This window comes from Methanoculleus sp. UBA374, from assembly GCA_002508705.1.
Lineage (GTDB): Archaea > Halobacteriota > Methanomicrobia > Methanomicrobiales > Methanoculleaceae > Methanoculleus > Methanoculleus palmolei.
On record DAYL01000024.1, the window covers coordinates 48,654 to 69,124 of the forward strand.

General features: G+C 60.9%; 19 protein-coding genes and 1 pseudogene. 14 read left to right on the top strand and 6 right to left on the bottom strand.

Annotated features, from left to right (window positions below; all coding sequences use genetic code 11):
* The first annotated feature begins 270 nt into the window (after window positions 1–270).
* The 7 genes from BRA42_RS07900 (at window position 271) to BRA42_RS07930 (ending at window position 5,467) form a co-directional block, all read left to right on the top strand.
* Window positions 271–471, top strand: coding sequence for a hypothetical protein (locus tag BRA42_RS07900; protein WP_292393828.1), 201 nt, complete (start codon window positions 271–273; stop codon window positions 469–471).
* A gap of 73 nt (window positions 472–544) precedes the next feature.
* Entirely contained in the window at window positions 545–1,207 is a 663-nt protein-coding gene (locus tag BRA42_RS07905) for a hypothetical protein (RefSeq protein WP_292393829.1), read from the top strand.
* A 93-nt stretch (window positions 1,208–1,300) separates the two neighbouring features.
* On the top strand, window positions 1,301–1,777 hold the full coding sequence (locus tag BRA42_RS07910) for an SRPBCC domain-containing protein (protein ID WP_292393830.1): 477 nt from the start codon (window positions 1,301–1,303) through the stop codon (window positions 1,775–1,777).
* Window positions 1,778–1,993: 216 nt separating this feature from the next.
* Complete coding sequence (locus BRA42_RS07915) at window positions 1,994–2,605, top strand: TetR/AcrR family transcriptional regulator (protein WP_292393831.1); 612 nt, start codon at window positions 1,994–1,996, stop codon at window positions 2,603–2,605.
* 149 nt (window positions 2,606–2,754) lie between these two features.
* Window positions 2,755–3,567: a UbiA prenyltransferase family protein gene (locus BRA42_RS07920; RefSeq protein ID WP_292393835.1), complete on the top strand. Its 813-nt coding sequence runs from the start codon at window positions 2,755–2,757 to the stop codon at window positions 3,565–3,567.
* Window positions 3,568–3,572: 5 nt separating this feature from the next.
* Entirely contained in the window at window positions 3,573–4,361 is a 789-nt protein-coding gene (locus BRA42_RS07925) for a glycosyltransferase (RefSeq protein WP_342770484.1), read from the top strand.
* A 266-nt stretch (window positions 4,362–4,627) separates the two neighbouring features.
* Entirely contained in the window at window positions 4,628–5,467 is an 840-nt protein-coding gene (locus BRA42_RS07930; RefSeq protein ID WP_292393837.1) for an MBL fold metallo-hydrolase, read from the top strand.
* A 1-nt stretch (window position 5,468) separates the two neighbouring features.
* Here the strand turns inward: BRA42_RS07930 and BRA42_RS07935 are convergent, their stop codons facing one another.
* The 3 genes from BRA42_RS07935 to BRA42_RS07945 form a co-directional block, all read right to left on the bottom strand.
* Entirely contained in the window at window positions 5,469–8,330 is a 2,862-nt protein-coding gene (locus BRA42_RS07935; RefSeq protein ID WP_292408410.1) for a M1 family metallopeptidase, read from the bottom strand.
* A complete protein-coding gene (locus tag BRA42_RS07940; RefSeq protein ID WP_292393841.1) occupies window positions 8,327–8,860 on the bottom strand; it encodes a HEAT repeat domain-containing protein in 534 nt (177 codons plus the stop codon). Before BRA42_RS07940 ends, BRA42_RS07935 begins: the two co-directional genes overlap by 4 nt.
* A 108-nt stretch (window positions 8,861–8,968) precedes the next feature.
* Entirely contained in the window at window positions 8,969–9,322 is a 354-nt protein-coding gene (locus tag BRA42_RS07945; protein WP_292393843.1) for a hypothetical protein, read from the bottom strand.
* Between the two features lie 292 nt (window positions 9,323–9,614).
* On the opposite strand from BRA42_RS07945, the gene BRA42_RS07950 reads away from it, so the two are divergent.
* On the top strand, window positions 9,615–10,100 hold the full coding sequence (locus tag BRA42_RS07950; protein WP_292393845.1) for a GTP-binding protein: 486 nt from the start codon (window positions 9,615–9,617) through the stop codon (window positions 10,098–10,100).
* Window positions 10,101–10,142: 42 nt separating this feature from the next.
* Complete coding sequence (locus tag BRA42_RS07955; RefSeq protein ID WP_292393847.1) at window positions 10,143–10,967, top strand: hypothetical protein; 825 nt, start codon at window positions 10,143–10,145, stop codon at window positions 10,965–10,967.
* A gap of 50 nt (window positions 10,968–11,017) precedes the next feature.
* Here the strand turns inward: BRA42_RS07955 and BRA42_RS07960 are convergent, their stop codons facing one another.
* The gene (locus tag BRA42_RS07960; RefSeq protein ID WP_292393849.1) at window positions 11,018–11,950 is read right to left on the bottom strand and encodes a phosphotransferase; all 933 of its coding nucleotides are present in this window, start codon (window positions 11,948–11,950) and stop codon (window positions 11,018–11,020) included.
* 667 nt (window positions 11,951–12,617) lie between these two features.
* Between BRA42_RS07960 and BRA42_RS07965 the strand changes: the two genes are divergently transcribed.
* Both BRA42_RS07965 and BRA42_RS07970 read left to right on the top strand, forming a co-directional pair.
* On the top strand, window positions 12,618–12,965 hold the full coding sequence (locus BRA42_RS07965) for a hypothetical protein (protein WP_292393851.1): 348 nt from the start codon (window positions 12,618–12,620) through the stop codon (window positions 12,963–12,965).
* Between the two features lie 80 nt (window positions 12,966–13,045).
* Window positions 13,046–13,501, top strand: a complete 456-nt coding sequence (locus tag BRA42_RS07970) for a DUF2124 family protein (RefSeq protein WP_342770816.1) — start codon at window positions 13,046–13,048, stop codon at window positions 13,499–13,501.
* Between the two features lie 78 nt (window positions 13,502–13,579).
* Here the strand turns inward: BRA42_RS07970 and BRA42_RS07975 are convergent.
* Window positions 13,580–14,893, bottom strand: a pseudogene (locus tag BRA42_RS07975) (PAS domain-containing sensor histidine kinase); the annotation flags it as partial.
* 423 nt (window positions 14,894–15,316) lie between these two features.
* On the opposite strand from BRA42_RS07975, the gene BRA42_RS07980 reads away from it, so the two are divergent.
* The 3 genes from BRA42_RS07980 to speD all read left to right on the top strand — a co-directional run bounded on the left by BRA42_RS07980 (window position 15,317) and on the right by speD (window position 19,319).
* A complete protein-coding gene (locus BRA42_RS07980; RefSeq protein WP_292408413.1) occupies window positions 15,317–17,716 on the top strand; it encodes an ATP-binding protein in 2,400 nt (799 codons plus the stop codon).
* A 41-nt stretch (window positions 17,717–17,757) separates the two neighbouring features.
* Window positions 17,758–18,321 carry a DNA polymerase ligase N-terminal domain-containing protein gene (locus BRA42_RS07985; protein ID WP_292393855.1) on the top strand — a complete coding sequence of 188 codons (564 nt, stop codon included), beginning with the start codon at window positions 17,758–17,760 and terminating at the stop codon, window positions 18,319–18,321.
* Between the two features lie 551 nt (window positions 18,322–18,872).
* Complete coding sequence (gene speD, locus BRA42_RS07990; protein ID WP_292393857.1) at window positions 18,873–19,319, top strand: S-adenosylmethionine decarboxylase; 447 nt, start codon at window positions 18,873–18,875, stop codon at window positions 19,317–19,319.
* Between the two features lie 655 nt (window positions 19,320–19,974).
* Here the strand turns inward: speD and BRA42_RS07995 are convergent.
* Window positions 19,975–20,448 (bottom strand): NosD domain-containing protein, encoded by a 474-nt coding sequence (locus tag BRA42_RS07995; RefSeq protein ID WP_292408416.1) that lies wholly within the window; start codon window positions 20,446–20,448, stop codon window positions 19,975–19,977.
* Window positions 20,449–20,471 lie beyond the last annotated feature (23 nt).

Genomic DNA, 20,471 nt, shown 5'->3' on the forward strand with positions numbered 1-20,471 from the left:
AGCAGGATCGGTTGACCGGACGAGTCGGCACCATGCCTCCATTCAAGGTGCAACGCTCTATACGTCTTATAACCTGGGTTTCATAGCGTCGTGCTGCTGCCTCTCCGTTCTCACCAATCCGTCTATTGCGTTTTTTTGCTGTTGCATAGCCACTCCCGGCGGGAGGGGACCGCACGGTTATCCGGAGGCGACCTGGAACAGCCTTCCGGTCGTGAGCTGTCTTTATGCTCCCCGGCGGTATACCCGGCCACGTTACGAGGGGGAGAAGAGATGGAGACGACCCAATGGCTGGTGACGCTGACGTTCCGGGTGACGGTAAGCGGTGTTCGGTCGAAGGACGATTCGGTGGCGGTAGGACTGGAGCAACTCAAGCAGGAACTCTGCAGCGGGGAAGACATCCCGATGGAGGCGAGTGTCCGACGGATCACGAACCTGGTCGAGGAAGAGCCGGTCTTCGGTATAAAGTGGTGAGTGAAAAGTCGGCACCGGGGTGTCGGTCTCCGGAGGAAACCCTTTTTTACCCCTGCCGCCAGATCGGCCCCTTATGCATGAACTTCCCGATACAGTCGCCCTCGATGTCGTTCTCCTGCCGCCGGGACCGGTCATGGATATGGCGATCGGCGCCAACCGGACCCTGCTCGCCGGCAACCCCGGCGGGGGCATACGCCTCGACCGGGAGAACTCTCTCCCGCACATCTCGGTCGCGATGTTCCCGGCGAGGCGGGAGGACCTCCCGGAGATAACCGCGAAGATCGGTCGGATTACCCGGCAATGCTCCCCCATGGCCCTGGCCGCCGATACGGTCGCAAAACACCGGACGAAGACGGGGAAGACGGTCTCCACGTTTCACATCCTCCGGACGGAAGTCCTCCAGCTCTTTCATAAGACCGTGATGAACACCGTAACGTCCCGTTCGGCGCCTCCGGCCGGGCCTCCGATGTTTGCAGAGGAGGTGTCTGCACTATCTGTTGACTGCTTCCTTCGGTTCCCGAAGACCGCCGCGTACGAGCGCTACTCTCCGCATATCACGGTGGGGTTCGGCGACCTCCCGGAGATGATCCCCGGGATCGACTTCCCGGTCCGGTTCAAGGTGACGCGGGCCGCCGTCTGCCATCTCGGCGGCCACTGCACCTGCCGACGAGTTCTCGCTGAATTCAGTCTCGGGGCCCGGGCGCCCGCCGTCCGCGGCGGGGCGATCCGCCGCTAGACGGTGTGTTACGGCGCCTCCCGGAGCACTCCCTGTTTCTGGTTGATCCCGGGGAGGAAAGGCTTTTCTTTCTCCCGGGGATCAGGAGAGAGCATGACCGCCCCCTCCAGGGTCCTGGTCCGGGAAGTTCGGGCCGAGACCGTCATTGCCGCACCGCCCGCGGTCGTCTGGCGTGTACTGACCGACTTTGCCTCTTACCCCGCGTGGAACCCGTTCATCCGGTCGATTGAGGGGAAACCCTGGGTGGGAACGCGCCTCTCGGTCGAGATCCGGCCTCCGGAACGGGGGAGCATGCGGTTTCGGCCGACGGTGCTGCGGGTCGCAAAAGACCGAGAACTCCGATGGATCGGCCGGGTCCTGATCGCGGGGCTTTTTGACGGCGAACACCGGTTCACCATTGTCCGGGAGGGTGACGGGTCCCGGTTCATCCAGGCCGAAGTCTTCACCGGGCTGCTGGTGCCCGTCTTCGACCTCACCGGCAGCTTCCGGGCGACCGGTCAGGGTTTTCTGCTCATGAATCAGGCACTCAAGGAGCGAGCAGAGCGAGCCGCCTCCGGGAGACCGTCGTAACCGCGACATCCCCGGGCGGGTGCCGCCCATGAGGTTGATGGTCTCCGGGGACAACGCGGCCCTCATCGCTCACGGTTTCCTTATGGAACCCATATTGCAGTACATTTTTTTCGGCTGGAGATTGCGGCGTCAATTGACTGAGTAGTCACTTATTTAAGTGGGGAAGTGAAGATAGTATTGGGTTCCCTGAAATATCGGGGAGACGGAGACAACCGTATGAGCCGGCCCGTATCGGAAGAAAAACGGAAGGCGTTGATGGAGGCAGCGATCGATCTCTTCTCGATCCAGGGATTTCATGCAACACCGACCCAGCAGATCTCGGACCGTGCCGGAGTCTCGGCAGGAACCCTCTTCCGGTACTTCCGGACGAAAGAAGATCTGATCGATGCACTCTACTCCTCCATCCACCGGGCACTCGCCGATGTGGTGGACGAGGCTATTCGTCCGGGAACCCCTGTGGAAGAACAGATCAAAAATGTCAAACGACAGGTGCTTCACTGGATGTTTGAACATCCGAAACAGGCCCTCTTCTTCGAACGGTTCGCCTCCTCCCCGAATATCACAAACAAGGCAAAAGAGAAGATATCCTTCCATCTCTCTGCCCTCGATGAACTCTACCAGAGAGGTATCTCCCGGGGAATACTGACAGGAATCAACAGAGAGGTGTTTCTGGCGAACTTCTGGTGCCCGAACTTCATGCTCATTCACCTGTATCTCTTCGGCAGATTGCAGAGCGGCGTCGAAGAGACTATTGAACAGGCGGTTGCCTCAATGTGGTCCGGAATGGCGCAGAAGGAGGGAGACTGCAGGGTCCGGCAGGGAACATAGAATCGCAATCGAGAGCGGCTCCACGGTCATCCGCCGGCGTCAACCGGTTTTCCGGGATTGACAGAGCAGGATACCCGGCGTACTACCCGATCGTAATCGTTTACACGAGGAGACATACGGCTATGGACAAACTACAGGGATACAGGAGAATGCTCCGCATAGGAGACTGGGTCAAGTTTTATCCGCTCTTTCCGCTTGCCGGGGCTTTCATCGCCGCAGGCCTCTCATCCGGCCTCATCGCGGTTTTTGCCCTCTTCTTCTGCGTCACCGCATATGGATTCGTGATCAATAATCTGTACGATGCAGAGATTGACAAACGCCATCCAGGGAAGACAAAGCAGGGGAAAAATCCGTTTGCCGACGGATCGATATCGAAGAGAGAGGTCGTCGGCATGTGCGCGGCACTCGTAGGAATACCGCTTCTTGCCTCCCTCACCATATCGGGCACCGGATTCATCTTCATCCTTCTCTGTCTGATTGCCCTGACGCTCTATTCGGCACCACCTATCAGGTTCAAGGATCGGTTTGCAGCGGATATCGTCTGCCACGGCGTGATGTTCGGCGGACTGCCGTTTCTCGCGGGATATACCCTTGCAGGAGGCGCAATCGCCGAATTTCTCTCCCTCCCCATAGCATCGGCCCTTGTCTGCACCTTACTCTGTTGCGAAGCGCTGATTATCCACGAAATTCTGGACTATCATGACGACCTGGGGACTACCCGCACCACTATTGTCGGCATCGGCCTGAGAAACGGAGTTTTCCTCCTCGGCATTACCGCCGTACTCTCCGTTGTGGCGTTTGAGTTGATCTCATGGTGGTTTGCGATCGACGTTGGCGCAACTGCCGTCATGGTTACCTTCCTCATCGGTTATCCGATCTACGGCTGCCGAACATTACTGATTCCGGCCGCTGGAAGGGGCTACCGTACGCTCATGAACAACCACCTGTCTCGCACCCGTTGATCGCTATGATATCGGTAATCGTTCCTGCACTCAATGAAGAGGCGACCATTCTCGACTGTCTGGAGTCGCTTGTAGCCCAGAGCATTCCGCGAGGGACCTATGAGATCATCGTTGTCGACGGGGGATCGTCGGACCGCACCCGTGAGTACGCTAAACCTGTTGCCGACCGGGTTATCTCCCAGAAGCGAGCCGGGATCGGCGGTGCCCGCGGAGACGGGGCTGAAGCGGGGAACGGTGATATCCTGGTGTTCACGGACGCAGATACGCGCCATCCCCCTGCCTGGCTGGAGACGATACAGGAAGTACTTACGGTCGGCGGATACGATGTCTGCACGGGGCCGGTCAGATTTTATGACCCGACTTTTCGTTCGTGCCTCATACGGGGATGGCGGCAATACTACCTTCTGCTCCATCCATTTGGTTTCTACTGGCTTATAGGGTCCAATTTTGCAGTAAAAAAAGATGTGTACATCAGGGCGGGCGGTCACCGGGATATATCAATCCTGGAGGATTACGATCTCTCTCTGCGCCTCTTCGATGCTCACGCCGAATGCATCTATGATCGCCGCATTGTGGCCCTTACCTCTGCGCGTCGGATGAAGAGTATCCTCGGATATGCAGAACTCTACCTCACCGGGTATTATCATTACCACGTCACCGGGCGCGCTGAAGGTCTCCTGAAGTATCCGTATTCGGGTACCATCGCCCTTCGGCGGTCTGCACTATCCAATGACCTGAAATCAGCCCTAAAGAAGATCAACAATGCCTGGGGTAAGGTCATCGGATACGGATAAGGAGAATCTGGTTGGTATACCGAAGACATTTTTTTCTGAACGATGACGGCGTTTGGGCGCGGTTGTCCGGAATGAACCGGGCACTCAGGGAGCGGGTGAAGCGGCTCGCCGTCGGGAAACTTTCTTAACTACGACGATCCCAGTATCTGCATGGACCCGATCACGGTCGGAACTGCGTTCCGGAGGCCCTTCCTCTCCGTCGCCCCGGGGACGGCGACGATACCGGCCGTCTCCCGGGCCCGGCCCCCTCTTGCGGAGTGGTACGCATGAGACTGACGGTCCTCGTGGATAACACCACCCTCACCGGTCACTACTTCCTCGCAGAACCCGGGCTCTCGATCTACATCGAGGACGGCACAACGCGCGTCCTCTTTGATACCGGCTACTCGGGCATCCTTGTCACCAACGCTCTGAAGATGGGGATCGATCTCCTCCGTGTCGATGAGATCGTCCTCTCCCACGGCCATCTCGACCACACCTGGGGTCTCGATGCGCTGCTCAGGCTCCATACCGAGGCGATCCGCGAAGGGCACGCGCGTGTCGAGCCTACGTTCTTTGCCCATCCCGATGCGTTCCTCACCCGGAGCCTCGACGGTGCGGGAGAGGTCGGGTGCCACCTCTCGGTCGAGGAACTCTTTCGGCACGGCAAGGTCCTCCTCACTCAGGCTCCCCTCTGGCTGACCGAAGACCTGGTCTTCCTCGGCGAGATCGAGCGGCGGTTCGAGTTCGAGCAGGTCCCGCCGAAGGGCTACATCTACACGCCCGACGGTATCCGTAACGACACCGTCGCCGACGATACGGCGCTCGCCTGCAAGACGCCGGAGGGGCTTGTTATCATAACCGGCTGTTCTCACTCTGGCATCTGCTCGATCGTCGAGCAAGCGCGCGAGGTCTGCGGTGACGACCGGATCGCCGACATCATCGGCGGGTTCCACCTCCTTAACGCACCGCCGGAGCAGATGCAGGGAATCCTTGACTACTTCTCGGAAGTGCGGCCGGCGGCCCTCCACCCCTGTCACTGCACCGGCCTTGCGGCGAAGATTGCGCTTGCCCGGGTCGCCGATGTCCGCGAGACGGGGGTCGGGCTGCACCTCGAATACGGATGATTCAGGGTCTGAATCCCCGGAGCGCCGGGATCTCCCCGTACTCCGCCTCATAGGCCCGGACGGCCTCCGGGGCCCTGAGGAGGAAACGGCGGGCGTTGTTGTAGACCGACGGGTATGCTCCCGGGTCGAAGGAGGAGAGGAGGTCCGCGAGCACCGCGACGACCGGCACCCGATAGCGGGGCTCCATTCCGTCGATGAACGCGAATGCATCCAGGGCCCGGACGGTGCTGTACTCGTTGACCGGGGCGAGCCGCCGGAGCACCCCGGAAAGGTAAGCCCGTCCTTCTTCGGTCTCAAGCGACCGTTTCCTGTTCAGCGCGAACCGCCCGTAGAGCGCCCGCTGCTGGTCGGCCTGCTCGATCGAGAAGGCGGGGGAGGGCTCGATCCCGCGGAGGACGGCGACCAGGTCGTCGCAGTCGCTCCCGGCGACCGCGGAGAGGAACGACTCCCATGCGACCGGGTTTCTGGCCGATTCGGTGGAGAACGCCGCGAGGGTCTCCAGCCGCTCGGGTGCGCTGCTCTCGAGGAGCAGCCGAAACGCGACGAGCCGGTCGGTTGCAGCCGTCGCCTCCCGGTCCCGGAACTGCCGGGCTATCAGCCGGTGGACTTCGGGGGTGTCCAGGGTGGCGAGGATCGCGAGACTGACGTTCTTCCTCTGCCGCCGCCGGATTGCCCGGGCTTCTTCCTCCAGGGTGTCCGACCCGCCGGGCACACCCGCCGCCGCCCGCCGGTAGACGCGAAGGAGGGTGTCCCGGCCGCGTGCGGCTATGGCGGCGAGGATCTTCCTTTTGGCGTCGTGAAGCGCCCGGTAGTGGTGGCTGAACCGTTCGTCTTCGACCGACGGGAAGATGGTCAGGAATTGGCCGCCCGCTTCTTCCATGAGGCGGTCGTCGGCGAGGAGACCGAGGCAGAGGTCGGTAAACCGGCCGGAAACCACGGCATCCGGGTCTTCGAGGAGGCGGACCATCTCCCGGTCGGCGAGCGCACAAAACGCGGTGAACCGGCCGATAAGGTCGGCGTCTCTCTGCACCTGAAGGTAGAGTTCGTCTTCCGGGGGCCGGTACGCCACTCTGCCGTAGAAGGAGTAGCCGCGGTTGAGCGAGAGGAACGCCGGGCTGTCGACATCGTCGAGGCGGATCTCCCCCGTCTCATCCGCGATCCGGACGGTCCGGTCCGCAAGGTCCCGGCCGTCGGCATCGGCGAGTGCAAACCGGAACGGGAATTCCCAGGTCCGGCCGCCCGGCGAACGGCTCTGGCGATAGGCGAGGACGAACCGCCGGGCTGCGGGATCGTAGGCAGGGGTCACGGTGAGGACGGGGTACTCCGTCTCCTTCAGCCAGGCCGCCGCCATCCCCGAAAAGTCCTGTCCCGAGACTTCTTCCATGCAGCGTATCCAGTCGTCGCGGGAAGCGTTCGCATGCCGGAACCGGTCGTGGTAGAGGCCGAGCCCTTCCGCAAACGTCTCCTTTCCCATCAGCGTCTCGATCATCCTGACGAACTCGGGAGCTTTCACGTAGGTGACGCCCGTGATGAGGTCGTTTGGATCGTTGAAGCCGTCCGGCTCGATCGGCATCGAGCCTGCACCACGGTCGAGGACGAGCGTTCCGGCTTCGGGTTCAAGGAGGTCGAGCACGGTCTGGAGGCGTGAGTAGGCTTCGCCGAAGAGGAAGGCGTGATACTGGTTCTCGATATGGACCGTCACCGCCTCGTTCAACCAGATCTCGAACGGGCTCCTCCCCGTCACCTCGGAGCCGTTCTCATTGTGGTAGTACTCGTGGACCTTCACCCGGACCATGTACTCGAAGGCCGGGTCGGTCACGTCCGAACCGGGCATGATCCGGTTTGCAGCGATGGTCGTGTTCCCGACGTTCTCCATCCCGCCGAAGTCCGAGTTCTGCATGGCGATCTCCCGGTAGACCGCGCCCGTGTAGGCATATCCCGGCGTTACGGTCGCGATTAGCCGGGAGAGAGCCTCCCGGGATCTTTCGAGGGCTGCCCGGTCCCCGGAGCGTTTCGCTTCGTCCCGGACCCGCACCCGGCGCCAGATCTCGTTCCGGGTTTCTCTGTCGCGGTACTGTGCGGGGCCGGTGAAGAGGTGCACCCACATCACCGCGTCTGCAAGGATATCAAGCGCACGCCCGGCCGCACCCGGGTCGGAACCGGGTTTTGCGAGGAGTTCGAGGGTGAACGTCCGCCCGTCGGGATACTCGAACTCCCGCCGGCAGGTGTCGTAGCACCCCACCCCGAGGAAGAAGAGGTAGGGGGCCATCGGGGTTTTGACGTTCTCGTACCGCTGGACGGAGCGGCCGGGAGCGCCGGGAAGCCGCGGCCCCGCCGGGTCGCCGTTTGAGATGGTATTCGTATACTCGTCATCGGCGATGATCGTCGTCGTGTAGGTGCATTTCGCGGTCATGTCGTCGAGGCAGGGGACCAGGCGCTGGAACCCCCACTGCTGGCACTGGGTGATCTGAGTGGGCGCTCCTCCGGGGCACGACCCGTCGTAGTAGAGCCCTTCGAGGACGTGACTGCTCGGACGGCAGACCGTCCCGGTGTTGAGGGTGAACCGGGTCCGGGGCGGGACGGGGGGATCAAAGGTGACGGTGAGGATCGCGGCGCCGCGGTCGTAGGTATGGGCGACGGTGTAGCCGTCGGCGGATACGTTGAGGATATCCAGGTCCCGGGCGTTCAGGGGGAGGGATGCAAGCGGCGACGCAAGGGTCTCGGCGGTGAGGGCGGAGACGACCCGGGTGTGGCCGTCGTAGACGTCGAAGGTGAGGTCCATGTGGACGACCTTCACGGGGAGCGCACCGAAATCTTCCGGGTAGTAGCGAAAGAGCCTCTCCCGCCCGTTTCCTCCGGTCAAAGAACCATCGCCTCGCCGGTTATCTCGCGGAGTGCACGGCGGATCGCCGTCCGGACTTCGGGCTCCTCCTCGCCCTCGATAGCGGCGGAGAGGGCGGAGATCGCCCGGGGATCACGCAGTTTGCCGAGCGCATCGGCGGCGGTCAGCCTGACGTCTTTTTTCCTGTCTGCAAGGAGGGGGAGGAGCGGGTCGACCGCGCGAGGGTCGCCGAGCTCGCCGAGCGACCAGGCGGCGCCGCGCCGCGCCCATCGGTCCGCGTCGGCGAGAAGGGGGAGCAGCGGGTCGACTGCACGCACGTCGCGGAGTTTCCCGAGCGCCTGCGCCGCGACCCAGCGAACCTCGTTCTCGCTGTCGGAGAGGGCGGAGATCAGCGGCTCGACCGCCCGCGCATCGGCACAATTCCCCAGCGCCTCGACCGCCCGTAACCGGTAGGGAGTGCTCTCGTGCCCGAGCTGCTCGATGTATTTGCCGAGATTCTCCTCACATCGCTTCTCTCGATCTTCCATGAGGCGTTTTATCGAACGTTCCATTGTGATCCCACCACTACTTTCTGCTGCAGACCAGATGTCGTTTACGGTATATAAGCACCCGGCACGATATGCGCACGGCGGGCGACGGAGTGCCCCGCCGCCTGAACGTCATGCATCCTCTTCCCTGTCCTCGCCGATGACGTCGAACGCGACGATCCTGTAGTTGTAATACCGCCCGTCCGTGGTGGTGAAGGAGAGGAAGACCATCAGCCCGTGCTCGTCCGAGATCCAGAGTTCGGCATCGTCGCCGACGGTGTAATACTCGAAACCAAATCCGGCGAGAGCTTCTTCGATGGCGCTCTCGGCCTCCATCTCCCGGACCATCCCGAACGTCGCGGCGAGAGGATACTGCCGCTCTTCAAGAGCAGCAACCTGGAGTTTTGCCCGCCTCTCTGCAAGGAAGAGAGTATCCAGGGCGGTCATGACTTCCTGTGCGACGACGTCCGTCTCCTCCGACCCCATACCCGGTACTTTGGGGTTAGCAGTATATCTTTTTTCAGCAATAACCGGAGTTTGAGAGACCCGAAAGGTTTTGAGTGACGACGGTCGGGAGAGCGCCGGGAGGACGACCGGAAGAGGTGCGGACAATCACGTAGCGGTGCTCTGTGGAGTCACGGCGCTGTCGAGTGATTATTTCGCTCATCGTGTTCATGGGAAAAACAATTCGCGAAAGAGTGGTCCGGAGGCGTCTTTACCCTCATTACGGCGTTATCATAACGAAACCCTAAAACGCCTCCGTGCAGATACAAGGGTGATGGCAGAAGACAGGCTCAAGATCGTCGTATTCGGGTCGTTCAATGCAGGAAAGTCCAGTTTCATCCAGGCTCTCGATCCCCGGAGCCGCCACATCGAAGCGACCTCAAACGAGGGTCCCACGACGGTGGCATTCGATTTCGGCAGGTTACAGGTGAGGGATAAAGCGGTTTACCTCTTCGGGACGCCGGGGCAGGAGCGGTTCGAGTTCGTCCGGCAGATCCTCTCGCGGGGAATGGACGGCGCGATCATCGTCGTTGACGCCACCACCGGGGTAGACGCGATGACGCAGCACCTCTACAGTTACCTCAAAGCGCTCAACGTGCCGCTCGTGTTCATGGCGAACAAGTGCGACTGCCCGGGCGCGGTGCCCGAAGCCGTCCGCCGGGACCTTCCCGGAGAGACGGTGCACCCTATCTCTGCGCGGAACGGCGAGAACGTCTACGCGGCACTTGATGCCTTTGTTGCAACCCTGGTCGCCGGGTAGCGATCATTTTTACTGCCTGTGAGTCATTGATCTCTGCAGACAATGACCCGCAAAGAGTCTTATATCAGGGAGATTGCCCGGCTCCTCTCGAGTTTCCTTACAGGCGGGAATGCCGAGGATCTTCTCACCTACCTTGTCGCGGGGAGCAACCTGCCGGGGCCCCGGGCAAACCTGGAACTTGCAGGAGCATTCAGCGAGACCGTGCGGGAGTTCGCAGGTGCCGACGCCGACGATAACCAGGTCCTGTGGACCCTCTGCGTCGAGTTATCCTGCATCTCCCCGGAAGATGCGCCGACAGACGACCCCCACGAGTTCCTTCCGTTCTGCGGTGTCCGGGGCATCGGAGCGATCGGGTCCCTCTCACCGGAATGCGTTGAGGCGGCGCTCGCGCACCTTGCGGAGGCGGCGGTCGACCCGCGGCGGCGGGTCCGGGAGGCGGCGGCAATGGCGATCCGGGACCTCCTCTCCCTCCAGCGGGAGACGACAGTCCCGGGACTGGAGGACTGGGTGGAAGGGGGGTCCTGGCCTGCCATGCGGGCCGTGATCACCGGGGTTGCCGAACCGGACCTGCTGGCCGAGCCGGACTTCGCGGAGGCCGCGTTCCGGTTCCACCGCAAGACTCTGATCCGCGTATATATGGCAAAGGAGAGGGAGTCCGAGGCATTCAGAGCGCTTCGGGAAGCGCTCGGCTACACACTCAGTCCGGTCATCGCCGCCCTCCCCGGGATCGGCTTTGAGTACCTGCGGCAGCTTGCGACTCTCGATGACGCAGATATCCGGTGGATTATCCAGGAAAACCTCAAAGAGGGCCGGCTTGGAAAGCGGTATCCGGAGACGGTGCAGCACATCCGGGCGCAGATGGCGTAAAAGCGCCTGCAGGGCCTCTATCGTATCGGGATATCGATGGAGGACTCTCGCTACCCGGGGCCCGCGGCGAGACACGCCTCTGCCTCCCCGAGCAGCCAGTCACGTTCTGCCGCCCGCCAGGGCAGCCGTGCGATCCTGAGATAGCCGAGCGCCATGAAGAAGGGAAGCTGCGCGGTATTGCGGCGGAACTCTTCTTCGCCGTTGCTGTAGTGCCAGAGCAGGTGGCCGATATAGTCCTCCGCCCGGGCGGACCCGGGCGAGGCCTTGATCTCGGAAGCGAGAATGCCGAGGTCGCGGATCGGGTGCGCGTGGTCTCTGGAGCCCTCGAAGTCGACCGCGCAGGTGCCGCCGTCGAAGAGGTAGTTGCCGGGCGTGGCGTCGCCGTGGACCACGCAGCCTGCGTCGGGGCAGATCCGCGGGCTGTGCCGCCACGCCCCGAGAAGACGGCCGAACCTCTCTCTCCCCGGTGCCGGAAGGCCGTTCTGATCGAGCAACGCGTGAAAGTAGGCAAAATCGCGCTCCCGGTCGCAGGAGGTCTGCGTACTCTCGTGGAGCCGACGGAGCAGGTGCGCTACGCCGGTCAGGGGTTCGTAGAGGGACTCACCCGCCGCGAGGAGTTCCCGCAGGGTTCTGCCAGGAACATACTCGGTCACGAGGACCGCATGAAACCGGCTGTTCGTCGCGAGTGCGCCGGGAACGCGGACCCACCGTGCTATGCTGCGGAGCAGGTGAAACTCGTTCATCATCGCCGCATTCGCGTCATAGCGGGTCTTCGCGCCCGTCGGCGCGCCGAAAAACTTGCCGATCACGCTGATGCCCGCATCAATAAATTCGTAGCGGCAGACGACGTGCGACGCCGGCTCTATCCGGTAGACCCGGGCCTCGTCGTCCGGCTCCGGAAGCCGGTCCCAAAGGACGCCAGCCAGCCAGTCCCTGAACACATCGCCGGCCTCCAGACGTCCGACCGCTCTTTCGATGCTCACCCGACCCCTCTTCTCCCGGCCTCTCCGGCATGACGTTATGAAAGACCCGGGAGTCTCCGGGAACAATGAAGGTATCCCCTGTTGCAGGGTCGACCCCGATGTCCTCATGCTTCTTTTGAGGAACAGCAATGACGTCTGGAGGTGTGCGAGACCTTCGGGCAGGTGGTCCGGCTTTTTCTCTCCGGACGCCTTCCCACAACGGTGAACTACCCCGCGCCTTTTGGGCGCGGCTTCCTGCTTCATTCTTCCTCCATTGAGGCAGGTCCACAGGCTCAACGGCGCGTTCCGCGCCTGATACCAGGTTGCTTGGTTATCGCAACACAGATAGAGCATTATTGGATGGATTGATAGAAGAATTATCGTATCGAAATTGATTACAGGAAGGGCGGTTCCGCTTCACGGAAGATGCTCCGCATCTTCCTGACAGGCACAACCCTTTGGGTTGTGCCGTGCCATCCCCACCCTGAAGGGTGGGGTCTTCCCGCTCCACCCCCTTCACCCCCGCAAGATAAATACCGCTCACCCCCACATTCTCCCGGGACATCATGCCGGTCGCAACCATTCGTACGGCGAGGGACGGGCGCTTGAGCAGAAACAAATGCCTGCCCTCTTTCGGAGCCGGCAATAAACGAATGTTTTTGCAAGGCCGGTTGGGGTGAACGGAATCATGACGCGCAAACTTGACGAGAAGGACTTCGCCATCCTGCGGAAATTGGCCCCCGAATACAGCGGCATCCTCTGCCCGGAGGCGGGACACGAGTTCCACTCGATCCTCCCGCCGGTCTCTAATCACATCGCCGTCGACGAAAAAGACTTTGCGGAACGGGCCGGCCGCCTCTCGGACGAAGACTGGCGCTACCTCACCGACCAGATCCTCTCCGGTCGGGAAGACCTCGGATGCATGCCGGAAGAAGACCTCGATACCGCCCTCATCCATATCCAGAAGGCGGTATCGGAAGAGGCGGCCGAACGGGTCCGCAGGCTCTATCACCTCTCCGGATGCGGGGTGCTGTAGACCACATCCGGAAACGGTATATGCTGCGACGATAACCTGACCTTATGGACTTAAAAGAGCAACTCTCCGGCGTCCCGGGGATGCTCCGGCCGTTCAAGGCATACCTCCGCGAGGCGGGGCTCTCCCCGGGCGACCAGGTCGTCTATTACGGCTGCCCCGGCGCCTGCACCCCCTTTATCGAACTCCTGGGGTTTGCCGTCCGGGACCTCCCCATCGAGCAGGTCTATGTGCCCGAGGCGGACGAAGAAAGGGCAAGGGTGATCCGCCAGGTCGCGGGTGTCGGGATGCAGGTCTCCGGCGATGCGATCCGCGTCGACCCGAAGGTGATCGTCCTGATGGGCGGGCTTGCGATGCCGGGCGTCCCGGGTGTCCCCGGCGTGAAGGAGATGCTGCAGGCGACCGTCGGCGCTCATCCCGGGGCGAAGGTCGTGGGCATCTGCTTCATGCAGATGTTTGAGAGGGCCGGCTGGCTCGACGCATTCGACTTTGACCTGATCATCGACGCCACCCTCAACCCGGTCAGGGTCTGGCGGTGACCAGCTGATCGGCCCGGCCGCCGCGGGTGCAGCGGGGGATGTCGGCGGCTCCCACGGCCGGTCGTAGCGGCGGAGGGTGAACCGGAACGCCGCACCGTATCCGGAATGCCCCGGCACCCGGTCATCGACCCTGATGCTCCCGCCGTAACGCTCAATGAGCATCTTCGTGATGTAGAGGCCGAGTCCCTTCCCGCTCCGGGCATTCGTGCCCCGCATAAACCGGGTGAAGAGAGAGGGCTTGACCTCATCTGGCACCCCCGGTCCGGTATCCTCGATCGAGACCTCGACCGTCTCATCGTCCTCTTCGACCCGGACGGCGACCTCGACCCCGGGCTCCCCGAACTTGATGCTGTTGCCGATGAGGTTCGAGAAGACCTCCGGAAGGAGGTCGTCGGCCATGACCTGGACCGGCTTTCCCGTATAGACGATCCCGGCATCCGGGTGGTGGGCGATCTCCGCCTGGATGACGGTGTCGAGGTCGACGGGTCTCGTCGCGGTCTCGCTGGAATGCAGCCGCCGGATCGTCGTGACGTTCTGGATGATTTCGATGCTCCGGCTGATGCCTTTGCGAAGTTTCCAAACCATCTGCTTCTCTTTTTCTCCCAGGAGCTCGGAGAGCAGGTCGGCGTAACCGAGAGCGACGGCATTCGCGTTGTTAATGTCGTGCACCATGATATCGAGGTAGAGGTTTGCCTCGTTATGGGCCGCCCGCAACGCTTCCTCCGCCCGGATCCGGTCGGTGATATCGGCTCCCGAACCGATCATCGCGACCGGCCGGCCGTCGTCGCCGGCAAAGACGGTGTCCTGCCACGCGAGGACCAGCTCATCGCCGTTCCGCGTGATGACCGGGCTCTCTCGCCGGTCGGGCAGGGGTGTGCCGGCGGCGAGCGCGGTGTCAAAGATCTGCCGCCGCGTCTCCCGGACCGCTTCCGGAACGACGGTCGTAAACCAGTCCTTCCCGAGCAGTTCCTCCTCCTGATAGCCGAGCAGTTCGCAGCCGTGCCGGTTGATGAGCCGGATGGTATGGTCGGCGTTGATAACGACAAACAGGACGCCTGCTACATCCAGATAACGTTGCGCGAGGTCCCTCTGTTTCTTCACCTCGCGTTCCCGTCCTTTGAGCTGTTCGGAGAGGGTGGCGACGACGAAGGCGATGACAACGAACATCAGGACCCGTGCGTAATCGTTCAGGGTCAGGAGGTCCGGCCTGTAGAGGAAGCTGCTCGCGACGACAAGCCCCCCGAGGAAGATAGCGACCAATATACTCCGTTTCTCCCACCAGAGCGCGGTCAGGATGATCGGGATGTAGAAGAAATGTGAAAAGACGGTCCCGAGCGTCAGGACGGCGTGGAAGTAGTAGGTCAGGAAGACCGATATCCCCAGGAGGATCATGATGACGATCGTGCGCTGTTGTTCGGTAAGGGTAGTCACGGGGTGCCCACCTCAACTACAGATATATATAATATACATAATATAAAATTATAACCATAATAGTTATCTGCCGATTTAAAGAGATCTTTTGGTAATTTCGGGAGAAAATAGATGGTCCCATTGGAGATGGGGCGCAGGGCATGAAATCAGAGACGGGGGGCGGTGTCTCTCTGCTATGTGAGTATTCTTCGGGATGCGGGCGATTTTATGCAAAACAGCCTATTTTAATAGTTCACACAGCAAAACTATTCCCACTGCCTGCTTCGCCGGAGCGGCTGCCCACCCTGGCCCGTGTCGGGCGATGCGGTACTGTCGAGCGTCACGCGGCAGGTGCCTGCCCGGGAGCGGCCCCGGCGCCGCAAGAACGCATCCACTGGTGAACCCGTGTCAACAGATCTTGTCGAAGCACTCAAAGCGATGGGCTATGCGGATACAGAGACCCCGGCTCTGGTGAGATCATTTCCCCCCGCAGTCACCGAATCCCTGCGAGACTTCAGGGTGCAGGAGGTCCGCGACATCGTCGAGACCCTCCTCTACATCTATATCGCCCAGAATAGTGCATCGTCCCGGGGAGAAGGGGAGGGCGTGGTCGAACAGAGTTGCTACGCCTATACCTCAGGGCCTCTCTTTGCCCTCGCGCAGGTCGACCTGATCAGGTCCGTCTCCTGGCAGGGAACGACGGTGATCCGGGCAACTCCCGCCGGTGAAGCGATCGCCCGGCCGCTTGTGGAGGCACGGATCCGGGCGCTGGACATCCCGGCCCTGGCTCACGAGATCAACGAAGTCGTCCCGGTCCTCCTCGCAGGGACGGTGAAAGGGTCCTACGTCAACAAGACCTTCCCATCGGCACTCCCCCGCACCGAAGAGACGTTCGTCGGTTTCCTCCTCAATAACACCCCCGGCCTGTTTTCGGAGTGCGAGCGGTTCGCTGCCCGGCTCAAGGCTGCGGGGTGCGCAGTCCTCGCCTACGCCTACGACCTCGACGGACGCGGGGCCGACGGTGTCGTCTATACCTTCCCGCCGGAGTTTGCGTACATCCTCAAGGAGATGCTCGAGACGATCGACCCCGGCGTCCGGGAGCACTACGATATGCTCATCGAGTCGTTTTACTCGACGTTCACCGTTCTGCGTTACCTCGCCTGCGGCGAAGACTACGACCGTATCCGGGCATTACCGGCTCACCGTCGCGAACTCTCACGAGTGCTTTCCCTGCTTACCGATGCCATCTACATCCTTGAAGGGGTGCGCGAGGACGACGGGGTTAACCTCGCCCGGTTCATCGTCAAGGACCGTAATCTCTACGATGTACACCTCCGCGACCTCGGGCGGACGCTGATGACCGACGTTGCCGCGAAGATCGTCATCGAGCGGCCGGCACCGGAACCGGTGGTGGAGTCGCCCTTCCCAAAAGAAGCGGTGCCCCCTGTCCCGAAAGAGGACACGATCGCAGCGCCCGTGCCTCCGGCAAAAGAGGCGGTTGACGAATGGGACGACGCCCTCTTTGCCGATGAAGGAGAAGAGAAGGAAGAAGAGGATGAGCCGGTCGCCCCTGCCTCATCAGACGCCGACGAACCGCCGTCGGTCTCACCTTCGGGCTTCTCCAGTTCCGTCCTTCCGGAACATCGTCAATCGCACCTCCGGGGCTCGAACGCCGTTCCAGAGGAGCGGCGTTCTGACGAACCGTCGCATGTTCCGACAGTTGTTCCCCGCCCCGGAGGGCTCGACGTCTTTCTCGGCCACGCTCAGGATGGGCGACGGGTCAACTGGTCGCCGGGAAGGCTCAACAACGGCCACATGATCATCCTCGGCGGCTCGGGCGCCGGCAAGACCGAGACGATCCGATGCATCGCCGCGGAACTGGCGGCACAGGCGATGCCGGTCGTCCTGATCGACTTCCACGGCGACATGGCCGCGAGCACGGGGAATGTCCGGTCCTACAAGATCCGCGAGGGCGGGCAGTATTACTTCAACCCGCTGGAACTCGACCCGGAGATCGACGAGATCACCCCGCTCCGGGCCACCTCGGACTTCGTCGACGCCATCTCCATCAACTTCCCGACGCTCGGTATCCAGCAGCGGAGGAAGATCAAGAATATCATCAAGGACTGCTACCGGTCCTCAGGGATTACGGGGAAGACCGAAACCTGGAAGCGGGTGCTCGACTTCGACAACATCGAGAGCGAGATAATGTCCTGCGAGGACGAGGCGATCCCGGCCTACCTTGAGGACATCTTCGATTATAAACTCTTCTCGGGGGAGGAGAAGATCTCAATCCCCACGATCCTCTCCGGCGGGATCACCCACATCAACTTAAACGCCCTCCCGGAGAACCTGCGCTACCTCTTTGCGGACCTCTTCCTCCGGCGGATCTACTACACCCTCCAGGCGACCGGCGAGATCCCGCGCGGGACGGAGAACGACCGGGAAAAGTTCCGGCTTTTTGTGATCGTCGACGAGGCGAAACTCCTGGTGAGCCAGAAGAGCGGTTCGAAGACGTCGATCAAGGCGGTGTTGAACAAATACGCCACCGAAATGCGGAAATTCGGGGTCTCACTCATCCTCGCGTCGCAATTGATCGCCCACTTCAACGAGGAGATCCTTGCAAACATCGCCGTGAAGTTTTGTATGCGGGCCGAAAACAAGAAACAGGCCCAGGAAAACGCCAAATTCTTTGAGGTGAGCGAGAAGGACCTCCTCAACTTCCAGCCGGGGGAGGGTATCCTGATCATCGGTTCGGAGAAGATGAACATCAGGATTGTCCCGTCGTCCGGCCGGAACCCCTGACCGGGACAACGCTTATCCGGGGTGGTGCCGGAGTATCCTGTATGGCAGGATCGGATACACCCGACGAAGACCGTGTAACAAAGGCCGCTCTCGCCCGCCCGATTTTCGTCATCCAGAAGCACGACGCGACCACGCTCCACTACGACTTCCGCCTGGAAGTCGACGGCGTGCTGAAGTCCTGGGCGGTCCCGAAAGGGCCTTCCCCCGACCCGAAAGAGAAGCGCCTCGCCATCCCCACAGAGGACCACCCGCTCGATTACGCCGACTTTGAGGGCGTCATCCCGGCGGGGAGTTACGGGGCGGGGACGGTCCTCGTCTGGGACCGGGGGACCTACCGAAACCTCACGCAGAAAGGCGGGCGGGAGGTCGGGGCCGCCGAGGCGCTCGGGCGGGGTCACATCTCCGTCTGGCTCGAGGGCGAGAAGGTTCGGGGCGGGTATGCCCTCACCCGCTTCCGGACCGGGAAGAGCGAGGCCTGGCTGCTCGTGAAGAAGGACGATGCGGAGGCGGACCCCGGACGGGACCCGGTTGCGACGGAGCCGCGGTCGGTCGTCTCCGGGCGGACGCTTGCACAGGTCGCGGCGGGGAGCAAACACCTCCGGTGAGGCATGCGGCGGGTGCCGCCCGCAGCACCCCGGCGAGTGCCGGACGGAGGGGCCGGGGGTGCGCGGTATGCGGGGGATACGCCCGGCCTTTGAGCCCGACAGGACACTCCCGTAGTCATCGACCGATTGCCTTTCGCCCGGGGTATCGGCCGGTGCGGGAGTGAAAGTTTTCAAATCCTGCCGTACTGGTTTTTCACCACCGAAAAGAAACCTGGAAACCGTACCTGAAAAAGGATTATTTTCTCAAGCCCTGATCGCCCGTGAACCCCTTCAGGACGGTCTGCAGGTGAAAAAGTGCCTGTTCAAAAAATTCATACTCGGTATGAAAAATACACTATATTTTTCACACTCAGCGACAAATAAACAATGTAAAGTCACCAATTTCAAAATCAATCAAAAATATGAGTTATAATTTCAGATACGCTGCAATATCTCCGCCGTAACCGAGAAATAACCGTTATTCTCCATTAGCGCAATGGATAAGTTTAAAATCTGAACTATCGAAAACTACAGAGATCAATCGATCAGAAGATCATCTCGAAGGTGAGATCATGGCAAGCAAGGTAATGACAAACAACGCTGTGGCAAGCAACGTTATGGCAGAGGCAGTAAGCGACGCAGAGATCGTCGCACAGTTCAGACAACGCGACTGCTGGGGATTGTACACGAGTGTGGACCTGAAAGGATGCGATCCGGTATCGATCAGGGACGCGGAAAAGATTCACCGGTTCATCATCGAACTCTGTGACCTCATCGACATGAAGAGGTTCGGTGAACCGCAGATCATACACTTCGGCCCGAACGAGAGGGTCGCAGGTTTCTCCATGACCCAGCTTATCGAGACGTCGCTGATCTCCGGTCACTTCGCGAACGAGACCAACGCAGCCTACCTCGATATCTTCAGTTGCAAAGAATACGAGCCTTCGAAGGCGGCAGAATTTTGCAAGAACTTCTTTGGGGCAGAGTCGGCAACCTATCAGGTATTGTTCAGGGATTGAATAGAACACCCGGCACGCGCTTCACCAGTAATTTATGACCACAGAGAGCCGTTGCCATCTCCCGCCGCTGTGAATGGGATATGGCGGGGGAGCGGCCCCCACCCTCGATTTTCTCAACGTTATCCGGATATCCTCTTGATCGGAACGAAGCGTTGTCGGGCGCCTTGATCCCGGAAGTTGGTGTTTACAACGTCGGCTTTCCGGGTAAAGAACCGATTTTTCGCGGTGTGATTCGCCCTCTTTTGCTTCTGCGTTTTCAATCGCCGGGAACCCCCGGCTCTCCAGCCTATCACGAGACCCAGAGGAATCGGTTCCCGGCGAACTGGACGACGGCAGCACAGATTGTCGAATCGGGACGTAATATTGCTCCTGCACCCCTTTTCAAAAGGAACGTGCACCATTCACCGCACTCCGCTCACGGACGCTTCACAATCCAGAAATCAAGCGGCGGTAGACGAGAAAAGCGGAGGTTGAATTTGTTTCACCATGCTCTTCTTTAGTGTAACTCCACAGGGTTGTTCCAGTCTTGTTTGCGGGAGTGCTCCCTTTGCACCATCCGGAAAAGAGACATCAGAAGGAGGGACGCGCCTCAACCCCCGACGACAATTCGGGCAGCGGCCGGTTCTCCCGGAATCGTCAACGTACAGGGGAGGAGTTATTCCCCCCCGAGGTACGTGATCTCCCCGTTATTCCAGGGTCCCATCAGGGGATACCCGTCGCATCCGTACGGCGTATCGCCGATGCCATTTCCATTGGCATCCTCAGCATACCACCCGTCGTAGGTGCTCCAGTAGTTACCGAGCGGACTTGAGTAAGTCTGACCGTTGTAGGTGTACGGGACTGGTTCGGTAGAGTTGTACCGGTCTGCACCATTCTGCTCAATGTCCCAATTGTCAATGAAACTGTTCAGATAGATGCAGTTGTTTCCCGCCGATCCTCCCGAATAGAAGAAACCGAGTTTATAATCGGCAAACGTGTTGTTGACGATCAGGGTTTCCGCTGCAGAAGCAAATTCTATCCCGATCCCCTCCAGGGGATCGGGGCTGGTGAACGTATTGCCATCGATGACGCTTCCAGAGGAAGACATCGTAAGGCCCATGGTCCAGACGGTGACGTTATTGTTCCTCACGTTGAAGTCATCCTAAAAGTTTC

What these genes read in the sequence shown, in the direction of transcription:
- BRA42_RS07900 (WP_292393828.1), top strand. Translation starts at nt 271, where the DNA reads ATGGAGACGACCCAATGGCTGGTGACGCTGACGTTCCGGGTGACGGTA.
- BRA42_RS07905 (WP_292393829.1), top strand. Translation starts at nt 545, where the DNA reads ATGCATGAACTTCCCGATACAGTCGCCCTCGATGTCGTTCTCCTGCCG.
- BRA42_RS07910 (WP_292393830.1), top strand. Translation starts at nt 1,301, where the DNA reads ATGACCGCCCCCTCCAGGGTCCTGGTCCGGGAAGTTCGGGCCGAGACC.
- BRA42_RS07915 (WP_292393831.1), top strand. Translation starts at nt 1,994, where the DNA reads ATGAGCCGGCCCGTATCGGAAGAAAAACGGAAGGCGTTGATGGAGGCA.
- BRA42_RS07920 (WP_292393835.1), top strand. Translation starts at nt 2,755, where the DNA reads ATGCTCCGCATAGGAGACTGGGTCAAGTTTTATCCGCTCTTTCCGCTT.
- BRA42_RS07925 (WP_342770484.1), top strand. Translation starts at nt 3,573, where the DNA reads ATGATATCGGTAATCGTTCCTGCACTCAATGAAGAGGCGACCATTCTC.
- BRA42_RS07930 (WP_292393837.1), top strand. Translation starts at nt 4,628, where the DNA reads ATGAGACTGACGGTCCTCGTGGATAACACCACCCTCACCGGTCACTAC.
- BRA42_RS07940 (WP_292393841.1), bottom strand. Translation starts at nt 8,860, where the DNA reads ATGGAACGTTCGATAAAACGCCTCATGGAAGATCGAGAGAAGCGATGT.
- BRA42_RS07945 (WP_292393843.1), bottom strand. Translation starts at nt 9,322, where the DNA reads ATGGGGTCGGAGGAGACGGACGTCGTCGCACAGGAAGTCATGACCGCC.
- BRA42_RS07950 (WP_292393845.1), top strand. Translation starts at nt 9,615, where the DNA reads ATGGCAGAAGACAGGCTCAAGATCGTCGTATTCGGGTCGTTCAATGCA.
- BRA42_RS07955 (WP_292393847.1), top strand. Translation starts at nt 10,143, where the DNA reads ATGACCCGCAAAGAGTCTTATATCAGGGAGATTGCCCGGCTCCTCTCG.
- BRA42_RS07965 (WP_292393851.1), top strand. Translation starts at nt 12,618, where the DNA reads ATGACGCGCAAACTTGACGAGAAGGACTTCGCCATCCTGCGGAAATTG.
- BRA42_RS07970 (WP_342770816.1), top strand. Translation starts at nt 13,046, where the DNA reads ATGCTCCGGCCGTTCAAGGCATACCTCCGCGAGGCGGGGCTCTCCCCG.
- BRA42_RS07985 (WP_292393855.1), top strand. Translation starts at nt 17,758, where the DNA reads ATGGCAGGATCGGATACACCCGACGAAGACCGTGTAACAAAGGCCGCT.
- speD (WP_292393857.1), top strand. Translation starts at nt 18,873, where the DNA reads ATGGCAAGCAAGGTAATGACAAACAACGCTGTGGCAAGCAACGTTATG.